General features: G+C 52.6%; 20 protein-coding genes and 1 other RNA gene. 10 read left to right on the plus strand and 11 right to left on the minus strand.

What is annotated here, in order from left to right; all coding sequences use genetic code 11:
- Positions 1-9: 9 nt before the first annotated feature.
- The 6 genes from ACQG03_RS16190 to ffh form a co-directional block, all read right to left on the minus strand.
- Positions 10-414 (minus strand): DUF2946 domain-containing protein, encoded by a 405-nt coding sequence (locus ACQG03_RS16190; RefSeq protein ID WP_022649065.1) that lies wholly within the window; start codon positions 412-414, stop codon positions 10-12.
- Positions 415-546: 132 nt separating this feature from the next.
- Positions 547-894, minus strand: a complete 348-nt coding sequence (gene rplS, locus ACQG03_RS16195) for a 50S ribosomal protein L19 (RefSeq protein ID WP_002914145.1) — start codon at positions 892-894, stop codon at positions 547-549.
- A 43-nt stretch (positions 895-937) separates the two neighbouring features.
- Positions 938-1,705 carry a tRNA (guanosine(37)-N1)-methyltransferase TrmD gene (gene trmD, locus ACQG03_RS16200; protein WP_003863138.1) on the minus strand — a complete coding sequence of 256 codons (768 nt, stop codon included), beginning with the start codon at positions 1,703-1,705 and terminating at the stop codon, positions 938-940.
- 31 nt (positions 1,706-1,736) lie between these two features.
- Positions 1,737-2,276, minus strand: a complete 540-nt coding sequence (rimM, locus tag ACQG03_RS16205; RefSeq protein ID WP_003863136.1) for a ribosome maturation factor RimM — start codon at positions 2,274-2,276, stop codon at positions 1,737-1,739.
- Between the two features lie 15 nt (positions 2,277-2,291).
- Entirely contained in the window at positions 2,292-2,540 is a 249-nt protein-coding gene (gene rpsP, locus ACQG03_RS16210) for a 30S ribosomal protein S16 (RefSeq protein ID WP_022649067.1), read from the minus strand.
- A gap of 116 nt (positions 2,541-2,656) precedes the next feature.
- Positions 2,657-4,018 (minus strand): signal recognition particle protein, encoded by a 1,362-nt coding sequence (gene ffh / locus ACQG03_RS16215; RefSeq protein WP_003863132.1) that lies wholly within the window; start codon positions 4,016-4,018, stop codon positions 2,657-2,659.
- Between the two features lie 166 nt (positions 4,019-4,184).
- Between ffh and ACQG03_RS16220 the strand changes: the two genes are divergently transcribed.
- Together ACQG03_RS16220 and ACQG03_RS16225 are read left to right on the plus strand one after the other, a co-directional pair.
- The gene (locus tag ACQG03_RS16220) at positions 4,185-4,976 is read left to right on the plus strand and encodes a cytochrome C assembly family protein (RefSeq protein WP_014832951.1); all 792 of its coding nucleotides are present in this window, start codon (positions 4,185-4,187) and stop codon (positions 4,974-4,976) included.
- Positions 4,977-4,995: 19 nt separating this feature from the next.
- Entirely contained in the window at positions 4,996-6,282 is a 1,287-nt protein-coding gene (locus ACQG03_RS16225; protein WP_026094274.1) for an HlyC/CorC family transporter, read from the plus strand.
- Positions 6,283-6,334: 52 nt separating this feature from the next.
- Here the strand turns inward: ACQG03_RS16225 and grpE are convergent, their stop codons facing one another.
- The gene (gene grpE, locus ACQG03_RS16230; protein ID WP_003863126.1) at positions 6,335-6,928 is read right to left on the minus strand and encodes a nucleotide exchange factor GrpE; all 594 of its coding nucleotides are present in this window, start codon (positions 6,926-6,928) and stop codon (positions 6,335-6,337) included.
- A 122-nt stretch (positions 6,929-7,050) separates the two neighbouring features.
- On the opposite strand from grpE, the gene nadK reads away from it, so the two are divergent.
- The 3 genes from nadK to bamE all read left to right on the plus strand — a co-directional run bounded on the left by nadK (position 7,051) and on the right by bamE (position 10,153).
- Entirely contained in the window at positions 7,051-7,929 is an 879-nt protein-coding gene (nadK, locus tag ACQG03_RS16235; protein WP_022649070.1) for an NAD(+) kinase, read from the plus strand.
- An 85-nt stretch (positions 7,930-8,014) separates the two neighbouring features.
- The gene (gene recN, locus ACQG03_RS16240) at positions 8,015-9,676 is read left to right on the plus strand and encodes a DNA repair protein RecN (RefSeq protein ID WP_022649071.1); all 1,662 of its coding nucleotides are present in this window, start codon (positions 8,015-8,017) and stop codon (positions 9,674-9,676) included.
- A 138-nt stretch (positions 9,677-9,814) separates the two neighbouring features.
- Positions 9,815-10,153 carry an outer membrane protein assembly factor BamE gene (gene bamE / locus ACQG03_RS16245; protein ID WP_003863121.1) on the plus strand — a complete coding sequence of 113 codons (339 nt, stop codon included), beginning with the start codon at positions 9,815-9,817 and terminating at the stop codon, positions 10,151-10,153.
- A gap of 61 nt (positions 10,154-10,214) precedes the next feature.
- Here bamE and ACQG03_RS16250 read toward each other — a convergent pair whose 3' ends face one another.
- Both ACQG03_RS16250 and ACQG03_RS16255 read right to left on the minus strand, forming a co-directional pair.
- A complete protein-coding gene (locus ACQG03_RS16250; protein WP_003863119.1) occupies positions 10,215-10,502 on the minus strand; it encodes an RnfH family protein in 288 nt (95 codons plus the stop codon).
- Positions 10,492-10,929, minus strand: a complete 438-nt coding sequence (locus ACQG03_RS16255) for a type II toxin-antitoxin system RatA family toxin (RefSeq protein WP_003863117.1) — start codon at positions 10,927-10,929, stop codon at positions 10,492-10,494. The genes ACQG03_RS16250 and ACQG03_RS16255 overlap by 11 nt, the downstream gene beginning before the upstream one ends.
- 156 nt (positions 10,930-11,085) lie before the next feature.
- Here ACQG03_RS16255 and smpB point away from each other — a divergent pair, with 156 nt between their 5' ends.
- The 4 genes from smpB to ACQG03_RS16275 all read left to right on the plus strand — a co-directional run bounded on the left by smpB (position 11,086) and on the right by ACQG03_RS16275 (position 13,268).
- Positions 11,086-11,568, plus strand: a complete 483-nt coding sequence (gene smpB / locus ACQG03_RS16260; RefSeq protein WP_003863115.1) for an SsrA-binding protein SmpB — start codon at positions 11,086-11,088, stop codon at positions 11,566-11,568.
- An 89-nt stretch (positions 11,569-11,657) separates the two neighbouring features.
- Positions 11,658-12,021, plus strand: a transfer-messenger RNA (tmRNA) gene (gene ssrA, locus ACQG03_RS16265).
- 215 nt (positions 12,022-12,236) lie between these two features.
- Positions 12,237-12,449: a hypothetical protein gene (locus ACQG03_RS16270; protein ID WP_193131795.1), complete on the plus strand. Its 213-nt coding sequence runs from the start codon at positions 12,237-12,239 to the stop codon at positions 12,447-12,449.
- A gap of 159 nt (positions 12,450-12,608) precedes the next feature.
- Positions 12,609-13,268: a ParA family protein gene (locus ACQG03_RS16275; protein WP_426726141.1), complete on the plus strand. Its 660-nt coding sequence runs from the start codon at positions 12,609-12,611 to the stop codon at positions 13,266-13,268.
- Here ACQG03_RS16275 and ACQG03_RS16280 read toward each other — a convergent pair.
- Together ACQG03_RS16280 and ACQG03_RS16285 are read right to left on the minus strand one after the other, a co-directional pair.
- Positions 13,261-14,381, minus strand: a protein-coding gene (locus ACQG03_RS16280; RefSeq protein ID WP_085950818.1) for an IS3-like element ISSen4 family transposase whose coding sequence is annotated in 2 segments (ribosomal slippage) — positions 13,261-14,123 and positions 14,123-14,381 — 1,122 coding nt in all. Because the reading frame shifts where the segments join, the coding sequence is not laid out codon by codon here. The two genes, ACQG03_RS16275 and ACQG03_RS16280, sit on opposite strands and share 8 nt — an antisense overlap.
- A 49-nt stretch (positions 14,382-14,430) precedes the next feature.
- The gene (locus ACQG03_RS16285) at positions 14,431-14,661 is read right to left on the minus strand and encodes a hypothetical protein (RefSeq protein WP_063163987.1); all 231 of its coding nucleotides are present in this window, start codon (positions 14,659-14,661) and stop codon (positions 14,431-14,433) included.
- Positions 14,662-14,756: 95 nt separating this feature from the next.
- Here ACQG03_RS16285 and ACQG03_RS16290 point away from each other — a divergent pair, with 95 nt between their 5' ends.
- On the plus strand, positions 14,757-15,176 hold the full coding sequence (locus tag ACQG03_RS16290) for a nuclear transport factor 2 family protein (RefSeq protein WP_023298434.1): 420 nt from the start codon (positions 14,757-14,759) through the stop codon (positions 15,174-15,176).
- Positions 15,177-15,223 lie beyond the last annotated feature (47 nt).

The raw sequence follows: 15,223 nt of genomic DNA on the forward strand, positions 1-15,223 counted from the left end.
GATTTTGTTTTAAAGGGAGAAAGCAGACCGACGCGGCGGCGCGCGGGTATCGGGGTAAAGCCAGGGGAAAAAGTGCCAGTGGCTGACCGCCTGACGAGGCGGCTTCATGCGCAGCCGCTGCAACACCACGCTGAGCAGAACGATAAGCGCCAGCATCACGCCCGGCACATGCGCTAACAGCACGCAGTAACCGCAGGCTTCCGCATGGTCAACTGGCATGGAATGCGGCATATCCCCATGATGCTCGTCCATCGACATCATGCTCATGTCATGGTGCATGCCCGGCATGGCGCTCATGGGATCTTTTTGCAGCGAGACGGAGATCAGCGGCGCCACGACGATCAGCAGGATCGCAAACAGCGCGGTCAATGCCGCTGCGCGTTTCCAGCTATGCTGATGCAGTACGTTATCCACTTACCCTCCACCCAAGAGGCGAACATTGTAAATGATTTATGACGGAAGGGTTAACGCGAGAGTTGCGATGAGATAAAAAAAGGGCCAGCCTTTCGGCCAGCCCTTTCTGACAGGATGTCGCTTAAGCGAATCTTAGTTCAGACGCTCTTTAATACGAGCAGACTTACCAGTACGCTCACGCAGGTAGTACAGTTTAGCTTTACGTACAGCACCACGACGTTTAACAGCAATGCTGTCAACTACCGGAGAGTGAGTCTGGAAGACACGCTCAACGCCTTCGCCGTTGGAAATTTTACGAACAGTGAATGCAGAGTGCAGACCGCGGTTACGAATAGCGATAACCACGCCCTCGAATGCCTGCAGACGTTTTTTGGAACCTTCAACAACCCATACTTTCACTTCCACGGTGTCACCTGGACGGAAGGAAGGTACGTCCTGCTTCATCTGCTCTTGTTCAAGTTGCTTAATAATGTTGCTCATAATTTAATCTCTTATCCTGGGTAAACTGATATTCGGGAGCGTATTACGCTTTCCCATCATGTTCATGCTGCTGGTGCGCGTGTTCGGTTTTGAACTCGGCCAGCAACTTTGCTTGCTCTTCAGTCAGAGCCAGGTTTTCCAGAAGTTCAGGTCTTCTAAGCCAGGTCCGGCCCAGCGACTGCTTCAAACGCCAGCGACGTATCTCGGCATGGTTTCCAGACAGTAACACTGCCGGGACTTCCATCCCTTCTAACACTTCAGGACGAGTATAGTGTGGACAGTCCAGCAATCCATCGGCAAAGGAATCTTCCGTTGCCGAAGCTTCATGGCCCAGAACCCCCGGAATAAACCGGGCGACGGAGTCAATCAACGTCATTGCTGGTAGCTCACCACCGCTGAGAACGTAATCGCCGATAGACCATTCTTCGTCAATCTCGGTTTGAATTACGCGCTCATCTATCCCTTCGTAGCGACCACAGACCAGAATCAGCTTTTGATTCGTCGCCAGTTCGCTCACGCCCGCTTGATCAAGCTTGCGTCCCTGAGGTGACAGATAAATCACCTTCGCGCCTTCACCTGCCGCGGCTTTTGCTGTGTGAATGGCGTCCCGTAAGGGTTGCACCATCATCAACATCCCCGGTCCGCCGCCGTAAGGACGATCGTCCACGGTACGGTGCCGGTCATGCGTGAAGTCACGAGGACTCCAGCTCTGGATGCTCAGCAGGCCATTCTTTACTGCCCGGCCAGTTACCCCGTAATCGGTAATCGCGCGGAACATTTCAGGAAACAGGCTAATTATGCCAATCCACATAGCGCCGTCTTTTACCGTTTATCCGGAGAATTTAAAAACCAGGATCCCAATCTACTTCAATGGTTTGAGTAGTGAGATCGACTTTCTTGATAACCTGTCCATCGAGGAACGGGACCAACCGCTCCTTGATGCCAAATGCATCTTTCAGGTTTGCCTTAATGACGAGAACGTCATTTGACCCGGTTTCCATCATGTCGATGACTTTCCCCAGGCTGTAGCCTTCAGTGGTCACTACCTGGCAACCCATAAGGTCTTTCCAGTAGTAGTCACCCTCTTCCAGTTGCGGCAACTGCGACGAATCCACGACAATTTCACAATTAGTCAGCGCATTCGCGGCATCTCGATCGTCAATGCCTTTCAGCTTGATGATGATGTCCTGATTGTGGTGACGCCAGCTTTCCAGCTCGACCTCTTCCCACTTACCGGCTTTCTGGATAAACCAGGGCTGGTAATCAAAAATGCTATCAGCGTCTTCAGTGGAGGAAAACACTCTGAGCCAACCACGGATACCGTAGCAAGAACCCATTTTTCCCAATACGATCGGTTCAACAGGTGCTTTATTGCTCATCATGACCACCGTGACAGATTAAGCTGCTTTGTTTGCTGCTTTGATCAGCGTAGCAACGCGATCGGAAACAGTAGCGCCCTGGCCAACCCAGTGAGCGATACGATCCAGATCCAGACGAGTTTCTTCTTCTGCGCCAGAGGCCAGTGGGTTGAAGAAACCAACGCGCTCAATGAAGCGACCGTTGCGTGCATTACGGCTGTCAGTCACAACAACCTGGTAGAACGGACGCTTTTTAGCGCCGTGACGTGCTAAACGAATAGTTACCATAACATCCTCTTGTGTGAATAAAACAACCGGGCCCCATCGAGGAACGGAGCCCGGGTGTCATATTAAAAGCCCGAAAATTTTACTCATTTTCGGGCAAAAAGCAATCTCAAAAGCGATTATCGCCCAGGAAAACCGGGCGGCATCATGCCTTTCATGCCGCGCATCATCTTCGCCATGCCGCCTTTCTTCATTTTCTTCATCATGCGCTGCATGTCGTCGAACTGTTTCAGAAGGCGGTTAACGTCCTGGACCTGCATGCCGCAACCGGCTGCGATACGGCGCTTGCGGGAACCTTTGATGATTTCTGGCTTCGCGCGCTCTTTCAGCGTCATCGAGTTGATGATTGCCTCCATACGCACCAGCACTTTGTCATCCATCTGGGATTTGACGTTGTCCGGGATCTGCCCCATACCCGGCAGTTTACCCATCAGGCTTGCCATACCGCCCATGTTTTTCATCTGACGCAGTTGCTCAAGGAAGTCGGTCAGATCGAAACCGTCACCTTTTTTCAGCTTGCTGGCGAGTTTTTCAGCCTGCGCGCGGTCAACCTTGCTTTCGATATCTTCGATCAGCGACAGCACGTCGCCCATGCCGAGGATACGGGAGGCAATACGATCCGGGTGGAACGGCTCCAGCGCTTCGGTTTTCTCGCCCACGCCGAGGAACTTAATTGGCTTACCGGTGATATGACGAATAGACAGCGCCGCACCGCCGCGAGCGTCGCCGTCGACTTTGGTCAGCACCACGCCGGTTAACGGCAGGGCTTCGTTAAACGCTTTCGCGGTGTTCGCCGCATCCTGACCGGTCATGGCGTCGACAACAAACAGGGTCTCTACCGGATTGATAGAAGCATGAACCTGCTTGATTTCGTCCATCATCGCTTCGTCAACGTGCAGTCGACCGGCGGTATCCACCAGCAGCACGTCGTAGAATTTCAGCTTCGCCTCTTTCAGCGCCGCGTTAACGATGTCAACAGGCTTCTGCGCCACGTCGGACGGGAAGAAGTCTACGCCAACCTGCTCGGCCAGCGTTTCCAGCTGTTTGATCGCCGCCGGGCGATACACGTCCGCCGAAACCACCAGCACTTTTTTCTTGTGCTTTTCGCGCAGGAATTTCCCCAGCTTACCGACGCTGGTGGTTTTACCCGCACCTTGCAGACCCGCCATCAGCACGACGGCCGGTGGCTGAGCCGCCAGGTTAAGCACCTGATTCTCTTCGCCCATCGCCGAAACCAGCTCGTTACGGACGATTTTGACGAACTCCTGACCCGGAGTCAGGCTCTTGTTAACTTCATGACCAACCGCTTTCTCTTTCACGCGGTTGATAAAATCACGCACGACCGGCAACGCAACGTCTGCTTCCAGCAGCGCCATGCGCACTTCGCGCAGCGTTTCCTTGATGTTCTCTTCGGTGAGGCGTCCACGGCCGCTGATGTTGCGCAGCGTGCGCGACAAACGATCGGTTAAATTATCAAACATTGTCTCTCGCCTGGGGTAGAAACGTTAGGTCGCCTGGGCGACACATACACAGAATTTTGCCGGAGTATAACATGAAGGCGCCTTTGTTGTTATGCAACGGTTGGAGCAGGCGTCACGTAACGTTATACTGCTTCTCTTTCTTATTAAGACAACTGTCGACGCCTATATGCCTGTTTTCGCACTGATCGCCCTTGTTGCCTACTCTGTCAGCCTCGCGCTGATCATTCCTGGCCTGCTGCAAAAAAACAGCGGCTGGCGGCGCATGGCTATTCTTTCGGCAGTGATCGCACTGATTAGCCATGCGTTTGCGCTGGAATCACGCATCATTCCCGGCGACGGCAGCGTGCAAAATCTAAGCGTGCTGAACGTCGGCTCGCTGGTCAGCCTGATGATCTGTACGGTCATGACCATTGTCGCGTCTAAAAATCGTGGCTGGCTGCTGCTGCCGATAGTCTACGCCTTTGCGCTGATCAACCTGGCGTTAGCCACGTTCATGCCCAATGAGTTTATTACCCATCTGGAAGCCACGCCGGGGATGCTGGTGCATATCGGCCTGTCTCTATTCTCCTACGCGACGCTGATCATCGCCGCCCTTTACGCCATGCAGCTCGCCTGGATCGACTACCAGCTGAAAAATAAAAAGCTGGCGTTTAACCATGAAATGCCGCCGCTGATGGTGATTGAGCGTAAGATGTTCCACATCACCCAGGTCGGCGTGGTTTTGCTGACGCTGACGCTGTGCACGGGCTTGTTTTATATGAAGAACCTGTTCAGCGTGGAGAATATCGATAAAGCGGTCCTCTCCATCATCGCGTGGTTTGTCTATATTGTCCTGTTATGGGGCCATTATCATGAAGGCTGGCGCGGACGTCGCGTGGTCTGGTTCAACGTTGCGGGTGCGGGCATTCTCACGCTTGCCTATTTTGGTAGCCGCTTCATACAGCAATTTGCTGGCTAAGTAACAAAAGGAGTTCCCCCTGGAACACATCTCTACCACCACGCTGATCGTCATTCTGGTCATCATGGTGGTCATCTCCGCTTATTTCTCTGGCTCTGAAACCGGCATGATGACGCTGAACCGCTACCGGTTACGTCATCGCGCCAAGCAGGGTAACCGTGCCGCGCGTCGTGTCGAAAAGCTTCTGCGTAAGCCGGACCGTCTGATTAGCCTGGTGCTTATCGGTAACAACTTGGTCAATATTCTCGCCTCTGCACTGGGCACCATCGTCGGGATGCGTCTGTACGGCAATGCAGGCGTGGCGATTGCCACAGGTGTGCTCACGTTTGTGGTACTGGTGTTTGCGGAAGTGCTACCCAAAACCATCGCGGCGCTTTACCCGGAAAAAGTCGCCTACCCGAGCAGCTTCCTGTTAGCACCGCTGCTTATTCTGATGATGCCGCTGGTCTGGCTGCTGAATATGGTGACACGGGTGCTGATGCGCATGGTTGGTATAAAGGCAGACGTCACCATCAGTAGCGCGCTCAGCAAAGACGAACTGCGTACCATCGTGAACGAATCCCGCTCGCAGATCTCCCGTCGCAATCAGGACATGCTCCTGTCGGTGCTGGATCTGGAAAAGGTCAGCGTTGACGACATTATGGTGCCGCGCAATGAAATCGTCGGGATTGATATTAACGACGACTGGAAGGCCATTGTCCGCCAGCTGACGCACTCCCCGCACGGGCGTATCGTCCTCTATCGCGATTCTCTCGACGATGCCATCAGCATGCTGCGTGTGCGCGAGGCCTATCGTCTGATGACTGAGAAAAACGAGTTCACCAAAGAGGTGATGCTGCGCGCCGCCGACGAAATTTACTACGTGCCGGAAGGCACCCCACTCAGCACGCAGCTGGTGAAGTTCCAGCGAAACAAGAAGAAAGTCGGTCTGGTGGTGGATGAATACGGCGACATACAGGGGCTGGTGACGGTCGAAGATATTCTGGAAGAGATTGTCGGGGACTTTACCACGTCAATGTCGCCTTCCCTTGCAGAAGAAGTCACCCCGCAAAACGACGGGTCAGTGCTTATCGACGGCAGCGCCAACATTCGTGAAATCAATAAAGCGTTTAACTGGCATTTGCCGGAAGACGAAGCGCGGACGATGAACGGAATGATCCTGGAAGCGCTGGAAGAGATCCCGGCGGCAGGCACGCGCGTGCGCATTGAGCAGTATGATATTGATATTCTAGACGTTCAGGACAACATGATTAAGCAGGTGAAGGTCCTGCCCGTTAAACCTTTACGCGAAAGTATCGCCGAGTAATGTTGTAGGCCGGGTAAGGCGAAGCCGCCACCCGGCACTACGGGTCGGCAAATTACGCTTTCGCTTTCGCCACGGTCACCATCGCAGCGCGAATAGTACGACCGTTCAGGGTATACCCTTTCTGCATCACGCCCAGCACGTTACCCGCGGCAACGTCTTCGGATTCCACCATCGCAATGGCCTGGTGAACGTTTGGATCCAGCGGTACATCCGTATCGGCAATCACTTCAACACCGAACTTACGCACCACATCCAGCATGGATTTCAGCGTCAGCTCGATGCCTTCAATCATCGCCGCGTTATCCGGATTAGCTTTATCCGCCACTTCCAGCGCGCGATCCAGGCTGTCGATCACCGGAAGCAGTTCGTTGACGAATTTCTCCAGCGCAAATTTGTGCGCCTTTTCAACGTCCAGCTCGGTACGACGGCGCAGGTTTTCCATTTCCGCTTTGATACGCAGTACGCCATCGCGTTCGCGATTCTGCGCTTCTACCAACTGAGCTTCCAGATTGGCAATTTTTTCATCGCGCGGGTCCACCTGCTCAGCAGACGTGTCTGGCTCTACTGCCTCAACTTCATCGTGCTGTTCCGTGATAATTTCTTCAGGGGCTTGCCCCTCAGGCGTTTTCTGTTCTTTACTACTCATGAATTTCTCCGCGTTTTTCTGCATTCATCTCGCTAACTTCGCTTATTATGGGGATCAGTTTCCTGGATTCAAGGGAACAAGGCAGATTGTCATCATTCATCAGGCACAAGGACCTCCAGAAAATGAATAATCATTTCAGGTGTATTGGGATCGTCGGCCATCCGCGTCACCCTACCGCATTGACGACACATGAAATGTTGTATCGCTGGCTGTGTGGTAAAGGCTATGAAGTGATGGTCGAGCAGCAGATCGCCCAGGAGTTGCAGCTTAAAAGCGTCAGAACCGGCACGCTGGCGGAAATTGGCCAGCAGGCGGATCTCGCCGTGGTGGTCGGCGGCGACGGCAATATGCTGGGCGCGGCGCGAACGCTGGCTCGCTATGATATTAAGGTTATTGGTATTAACCGTGGCAATCTTGGTTTCCTGACCGACCTCGACCCGGACAATGCGCAACAGCAGCTGGCGGACGTGCTGGAAGGTCACTATATCAGTGAAAAACGGTTTTTACTTGAAGCCCAGGTCTGCCAGCAGGACTGCCAGAAGCGCATCAGCACCGCTATTAACGAGGTGGTTCTCCACCCTGGTAAAGTGGCGCACATGATCGAGTTCGAAGTCTATATCGACGAAATCTTCGCTTTCTCGCAGCGGTCTGACGGGCTGATTATTTCAACCCCGACGGGGTCAACTGCCTATTCGCTTTCAGCCGGAGGCCCAATCCTGACGCCCTCGCTGGATGCGATCACCCTGGTGCCGATGTTCCCGCATACGCTCTCGGCGCGTCCGCTGGTGATAAACGGCGACAGCACCATCCGCCTGCGTTTTTCCCATCGCCGCAGCGACCTGGAGATCAGCTGCGACAGCCAGATTGCGCTTCCCATTCAGGAAGGAGAAGATGTCCTCATTCGCCGCTGCGATTATCACCTGAATCTTATCCATCCAAAAGATTACAGTTATTTCAATACATTAAGCTCAAAACTCGGCTGGTCAAAAAAATTGTTCTGATTTTACATCCAGCGCTTTACTGTATATAAAACCAGTTTATACTGTATACAAACACAGTTATGGTTTTTCATACAGGAAAACAATTATGCTGGCACAACTGACCATCAGCAACTTTGCCATTGTTCGTGAGCTTGAGATCGACTTCCATAGCGGAATGACGGCGATTACCGGTGAAACCGGTGCAGGTAAATCCATTGCCATTGATGCCCTCGGCTTGTGCCTCGGGGGTCGTGCAGAGGGTGATATGGTGCGCACAGGTGCGGCCCGTGCCGATCTCTGCGCCCGCTTCTCGTTAAAAGACACGCCTGCCGCCCTGCGCTGGCTGGAAGCGAACCAGCTGGAAGATGGACGTGAGTGTTTACTTCGTCGCGTTATCAGCAGTGACGGCCGCTCCCGCGGTTTTATCAATGGTACAGCGGTTCCCCTTTCCCAGCTTCGCGAGCTGGGCCAGCTGCTCATCCAGATCCATGGTCAGCACGCGCACCAGCAGCTAATCAAACCCGAACAGCAGAAAGCCCTGCTCGATGGCTACGCGGGTGAGTACGCGCTTACTCAACTCATGGCGGAGCACTATCGTCAGTGGCATCAAAGCTGCCGCGAACTTGCGCAGCATCAACAGCAAAGCCAGGAGCGTACCGCGCGCGCCGAGCTGCTGGAATATCAGTTGAAAGAGCTGAACGAATTTAACCCTCAGGCGGGTGAATTTGAGCAAATCGACGAGGAGTACAAGCGTCTGGCCAACAGCGGTCAGCTGCTTTCCATCAGTCAGAATGCCCTGAACATGCTGGCGGATGGCGAAGACGTGAATTTGCAGAGCCAACTATATACCGTGCGTCAGCTTGTGACCGAACTGACCGGCATGGACAATAAGCTTTCTGGCGTACTGGAAATGCTGGAAGAGGCCGCAATTCAGATTTCAGAAGCCGGGGATGAGCTGCGCCACTACTGTGAACGTCTGGATCTCGACCCGAACCGTCTGTTCGAGCTTGAGCAACGCATCTCCCGTCAGATTTCACTGGCGCGTAAGCATCACGTTACCCCGGAAGAGCTGCCGAATTACTATCAGTCTCTGCTGGAGGAACAGCAGCAGCTGGACGATCAAGCCGATTCCCTCGAAACCTTGTCTCTGGCGGTTAATCTGCATCATCAGCAGGCGCTGGAAACGGCGAAACGGCTGCACGACGTGCGACAGCACTATGCTCTGGAGCTTAGCCAGCATATTACCGACAGCATGCATACGCTGGCGATGCCGCATGGGGTGTTCACTATTGATGTTCGCTTTGAAGAGCATCACCTGACGGCGGAAGGCGCAGACCGCGTAGAATTCCGCGTCACCACCAACCCAGGCCAGCCTTTACAGGCGATTTCGAAAGTGGCTTCCGGCGGTGAACTATCGCGTATCGCCCTGGCCATTCAGGTGATTACCGCCCGTAAAATGGAAACCCCGGCGTTGATTTTCGATGAAGTGGATGTGGGTATCAGCGGCCCGACCGCGGCCGTTGTCGGCAAACTGCTGCGTCAGTTGGGTGAATCGACGCAGGTTATGTGTGTGACTCACCTGCCGCAGGTCGCCGGCTGTGGTCATCACCACTTTATCGTTAGCAAGGAAACCGATGGCGAAATGACGGAAACGCACATGAAACCGCTGGATAAACGCTCACGCTTGCAGGAGCTGGCACGCCTGCTGGGGGGCAGTGAAGTCACCCGTAATACGCTCGCGAATGCGAAAGAACTGCTGGCGGCATAAACTTTTTCGGGATCTCAGGGTCATACAGAACAACAAAAACGCCGCCAGACCAGTTTCAAAGTGGGGCAAGGTCTATTATCATCGGCATATTACATATGAGCCGCGTACTGCTCGGGCCCGAAAAGGAATCAAATCACTATGCGCTGTAAAACGCTGACCGCTGCCGCAGCGGTTCTTCTGATGTTGACCGCAGGCTGTTCCACTCTGGAGAAAGTGGTTTACCGTCCTGACATCAACCAGGGGAACTACCTTACTCCTAACGATGTGTCCAAAATCCGCGTAGGTATGACACAACAGCAGGTCGCTTATGCCCTGGGAACCCCGATGATGTCCGATCCGTTCGGCACAAACACCTGGTTCTATGTATTCCGCCAGCAGCCTGGTCATGAAGATGTGACCCAGCAAACCCTGACGCTGACCTTCAGCAGTGCCGGTGTGCTGACCAACATCGACAACAAGCCTGCCCTGACCAAATAATCAGGCGTCAGCAACGCAAAAAGGTGCTCAATGAGCACCTTTTTTGTGTATGTTTATTTGGCTACTTACCGGATTTCTCTGCTCGCTGACGGCGCAACTCTTTCGGGTCGGCAATCAGCGGACGATAGATTTCAACCCTGTCGCCCTCTTTCAGCACATCACCGAGCTTAACCGGACGGCTATAAATGCCGACTTTATTCTTCGCCAGGTCAATATCACGGCGAAGTTCAAGGATGCCGGAGGCCCGGATAGCCGCCTCAACGGTGGCGCCCTCTTCAAGCGTCACGCGCTGCAAATACTGCTTCTCCGGCAGCGCATACACCACCTCAACAGCAATCTTATGCGACACTGTAAACCTCTTTGGCGCGCGTGGTGAACGCCTGAACCATATTCGAGGCCAGCTCTTTAAATATTCGGCCAAACGCCAGTTCGATCAGCTTATTGGTAAATTCAAAATCCAGATGAAACTCAATGCGGCAGGCGTCAGCGCTCAGTGGCGTAAACTTCCACCCTCCCATCAGTTTTTTAAACGGACCATCCACCAGATGCATCAAAATACTCTGATTGCTCGTCAGGGTATTGCGCGTGGTGAACGTTTTGCTGATCCCCGCTTTGGAGACATCCACGGCCGCAGTCATCTGCGTCGGGCCAGATTCCAGCACCCGGCTACCCGTGCATCCTGGAATAAATTCCGGATACGACTGAACGTCGTTCACTAACTGATACATTTGTTCCGCGCTGTAGGGAACAAGCGCAGTACGGCTAATCTGAGGCATAGCATTTTCCATGGTCACACAACAGACAAATAATAACATTTATCACCTGTTAAAAAAACGCTAAGCCTTATCTCGTGCTAAGATAGCGCGTTAGACCTCACAGGACGCAATGAGGTGACTTTTTAAAATCAGATTACCGACGGCTTTACGACACTTATGACGAAGAAAAAAGCACATAAACCTGGTTCGGCGACCATTGCGCTCAACAAGCGTGCTCGCCACGAGTATTTCATCGAAGAAGAATTCGAGGCCGGCCTTGCGTTGCAGGGCTGGGAAGTAAAATCGCTGCGTGCCGGGAAAGCCAACATCGGCGACAGCTACGTGATCCTGAAAGACGGTGAGGCCTTCCTGTTCGGCGCGAACTTTACGCCGCTGACCGTCGCCTCTTCACATTACGTCTGCGATCCAACCCGCACCCGTAAGCTGCTGCTGAACAAGCGCGAACTGGAATCCCTCTACGGACGCATCAACCGCGAAGGCTTCACCGTGGTGGCGCTCTCTTTGTACTGGAAAAATGCCTGGTGCAAAGTGAAAATCGGCGTGGCGAAAGGTAAGAAACAGCACGACAAACGTACTGACCTGAAAGCACGCGAGTGGCAGCTCGACAAAGCACGTATCATGAAAAACGCAGGACGTTGATTCTGCGCGCTTATTGTACTATTCAATAAGTTAGCGTTTCGGGCTGGTATCGAGGAAGTGAAATCTGGTATACTGAGTTCAACACTATTGGGGCTGATTCTGGATTCGACGGGATTTGCGAAACCCAAGGTGCATGCCGAGGGGCGGTTTGCCTCGTTAAAAGCCGCAAAAAAATAGTCGCAAACGACGAAAACTACGCTTTAGCAGCTTAATAACCTGCTAAGAGCCCTCTCTCCCTAGCTTCCGCTCTTAAGACGGGGATCAAAGAGAGGTCAAACCCAAAAGAGATCGCGTGGAAACCCTGCCTGGGGTTGAAGCGTTAAAACTAATCAGGCTAGTTCGTTAGTGGCGTGTTTGTCCGCAGCTGGCGTGCGAATGTAAAGACAAACTAAGCATGTAGTACCGAGGATGTAGAAATTTCGGACGCGGGTTCAACTCCCGCCAGCTCCACCAAATATAACGGCCTGATTCTCTTAGAGTTTCAGGCCGTTTTTCTTTGGGCGTGTGGCACAACTGTGACTCAGGAGTGTACCATATGCCATCAAACAGCATTCCCCATTACCTCTACAAGCGTAACCACACCTGGTGGTTCAGGAAGCGTTTCGTATCTGAGGGCAACAGCCGCCAACAACGTATTTGTAAAGCTCTCATGTGAAAACAACACCACTGTGGACATCACGCTCAAGCAGCAGGAACAAGTTGGTTGGGCCGACTTGTCCACCCCAAACGGAACGCGGAGGGCAAAGTTCTTCATGGGAGCAGAGGATAATGATGGGGTGAACAGTCTGACATTCTCCAGTCTTGGCATCGCGTTCAACATTAACTACACAGCAGATAAAAAATTCACGCTCAAAATGATAAGTAGTGGCAGCGGAGAGTAATCCTGCAACGTGGTGTAATCACCGACTAGAGAATGAATCTGACTCCTCTTTGATTACAGTCGTATTTCAAAGAGGAATTCCATTGGTATGCCCTTCCACGGTTAAGAGCTTATGTTAAAGTGATTCCCTAAACGATAAAATTAGGGGCAACAGTACGTTATGGTTACTTTATCTCTTTTTAATAACAAAGGCGGTGTAGGTAAAACTACACTTACATGGAACCTTAGCGTTGCTTTAGCAGCCAAAGGTAAATCAGTTTTACTGATCGACTTTGATCCGCAGTGTAACTTATCAATTGCAACACTGAGTGATGCAAACTTTGCTCGTCTATTGCACACAAACGCACAGGCTCCTTTCGGTCAAACGATTAGAGCCTTCGGGCAGCCTTACATTCAACAAAACAGAACCCCTGAAGTAGTCATAAATCATCCTAAATATCCTATGCCTCAGGGATCTGGCCATCTAGATATCGTTGCCGGAGATTTTTGGCTTAACAATCTTTCAGACACACTCAACGTTGGTACCGATCTTATTGCTGGTACAAGTATTTATCGCTTCCTGATGCCTCATTTGATCTCGAAAGCTGCTGAGGAAACAACGGGCATTAGCTACGATTATGTTCTCATCGACTTGCCGCCATCATTCAATACATTAGTTCGTTCTGCTCTTTACTGCTCCGATTACTTTATCGTTCCATGTACAGCAGATATGTTTTCGGCCTACTGCATCGGTTTAATTGGTGAAATGCTTCCTAAGTTTGCCACTGACTGGCAACAAGGCGTTGACCTGCCCCCACGATTAGATACAACACTCAGTTAGTAACGTCGGAATCTTCATTCTCAGAATGACCCTTTCTCCAGCCCGCTGCAAATTCAGACGGTGTCTGATAATTCAGCGTGGAGTGCGGGCGGCATTCGTTATAATCCTGCCGCCAGTCATTAATAATTTTCCTGGCATGAACGATATCGCTGAACCAGTGCTCATTCAAACATTCATCGCGAAATCGTCCGTTAAAGCTCTCAATAAATCCGTTCTGCGTTGGCTTGCCCGGCTGGATTAAGCGCAACTCAACACCATGCTCAAAGGCCCATTGATCCAGTGCACGGCAAGTGAACTCCGGCCCCTGGTCAGTTCTTATCGTCGCCGGATAGCCTCGAAACAGTGCAATGCTGTCCAGAATACGCGTGACCTGAACGCCTGAAATCCCAAAGGCAACAGTGACCGTCAGGCATTCCTTTGTGAAATCATCGACGCAGGTAAGACACTTGATCCTGCGACCGGTGGAAAGTGCGTCCATGACGAAATCCATCGACCAGGTCAGATTGGGCGCCGCCGGACGGAGCAGCGGCAGACGTTCTGTTGCCAGCCCTTTACGACGTCTTCTGCGTTTTACGCCCAGGCCACTGAGGTGATAAAGCCGGTACACGCGCTTATGATTAACATGAAGCCCTTCACGGCGCAGCAACTGCCAAATACGACGGTAGCCAAAACGCCTGCGCTCCAGTGCCAGCTCAGTGATGCGCCCTGATAAATGCGCATCAGCAGCCGGACGGTGAGCCTCATAGCGGCAGGTCGACAGGGATAAACCTGTAAGCCTGCAGGCACGACGTTGCGACAGACCGGTCGCATCACACATCAACATCACGGCTTCCCGCTTCTGGTCTGTCGTCAGTACTTTCGCCCAAGAGCCACCTGAAGCGCCTCTTTATCCAGCATGGCTTCGGCAAGCAGCTTCTTGAGTCTGGTGTTCTCTTCCTCAAGCGACTTCAGGCGCTTAACTTCAGGCACCTCCATACCGCCATACTTCTTACGCCAGGTGTAAAACGTGGCATCGGAAATGGCATGCTTGCGGCAGAGTTCACGGGCGGGTACCCCAGCTTCGGCTTCGCGGAGAATACTGATGATCTGTTCGTCGGAAAAACGCTTCTTCATGGGGATGTCCTCATGTGGCTTATGAAGACATTACTAACATCGGGGTGTACTAATCAACGGGGAGCAGGTCAGCGCAACCTTCAATCGCACTTTCCGAAAAGGCAGCGTGCTGCTGACCAGGCGGGATCCAGCCGATATGTTTTGCGGGTACCACCGAACGCCCCAGCGGCGTCTCAATCACCAGTAGCCCCGCAGCAATGCGCCAGAGCTGGCCGGCATGATGGCTGTGCCACGGGGTGTGATAGCCGCCGGGATGAACAAGCCTCTCAGTTGTCAGCATGAATTTGACCGAAAATCGTTATTCTTCGACTTATTACAGAAACTACGCCTTATGCTGTCAAGGATAATAGCGGCTCAACATCACGAGGAGCTAACATGACCATCATTACATCCCTGATAAACCAGCCCGACAACACCGCGCAGCGCGAGCAAATGGCCTGTCTGTTAACCCGCTTATTCAATGGCAATGTAGATCCGGCAGAGGTGTTTACGCCCGATTATCAGCAGGTTACGGACGGTCACATGCTTGATTATCAGGGATTTATGAAACACCTGAACCATGTGCGTGCGCAGATCCGCGAGATTACGTTTACCGTGGAAGCGTTATGTTGCCATAACGAATGTGTGGCAGACCGGCACAGAGTGGCCGTGACATATCCGGATGGTCGCCAGGCAGAATTAGAGGTGTATATGTTTGCCACGCTGCGCGAGGGGAAAATTTGTCGGATCCATGAAGTCACACAGGCGCCAGACGGCGATGCATTTGACCGCACCCTCGCCCACGCCACGCAATAACCTTACCCCACACGGGAACAGCGCATAACGGCATCTGCCATTATGCG

Origin of the sequence: Enterobacter cloacae complex sp. 342H5, assembly GCF_050030905.1 — a bacterium.
GTDB lineage: Bacteria > Pseudomonadota > Gammaproteobacteria > Enterobacterales > Enterobacteriaceae > Enterobacter > Enterobacter intestinihominis.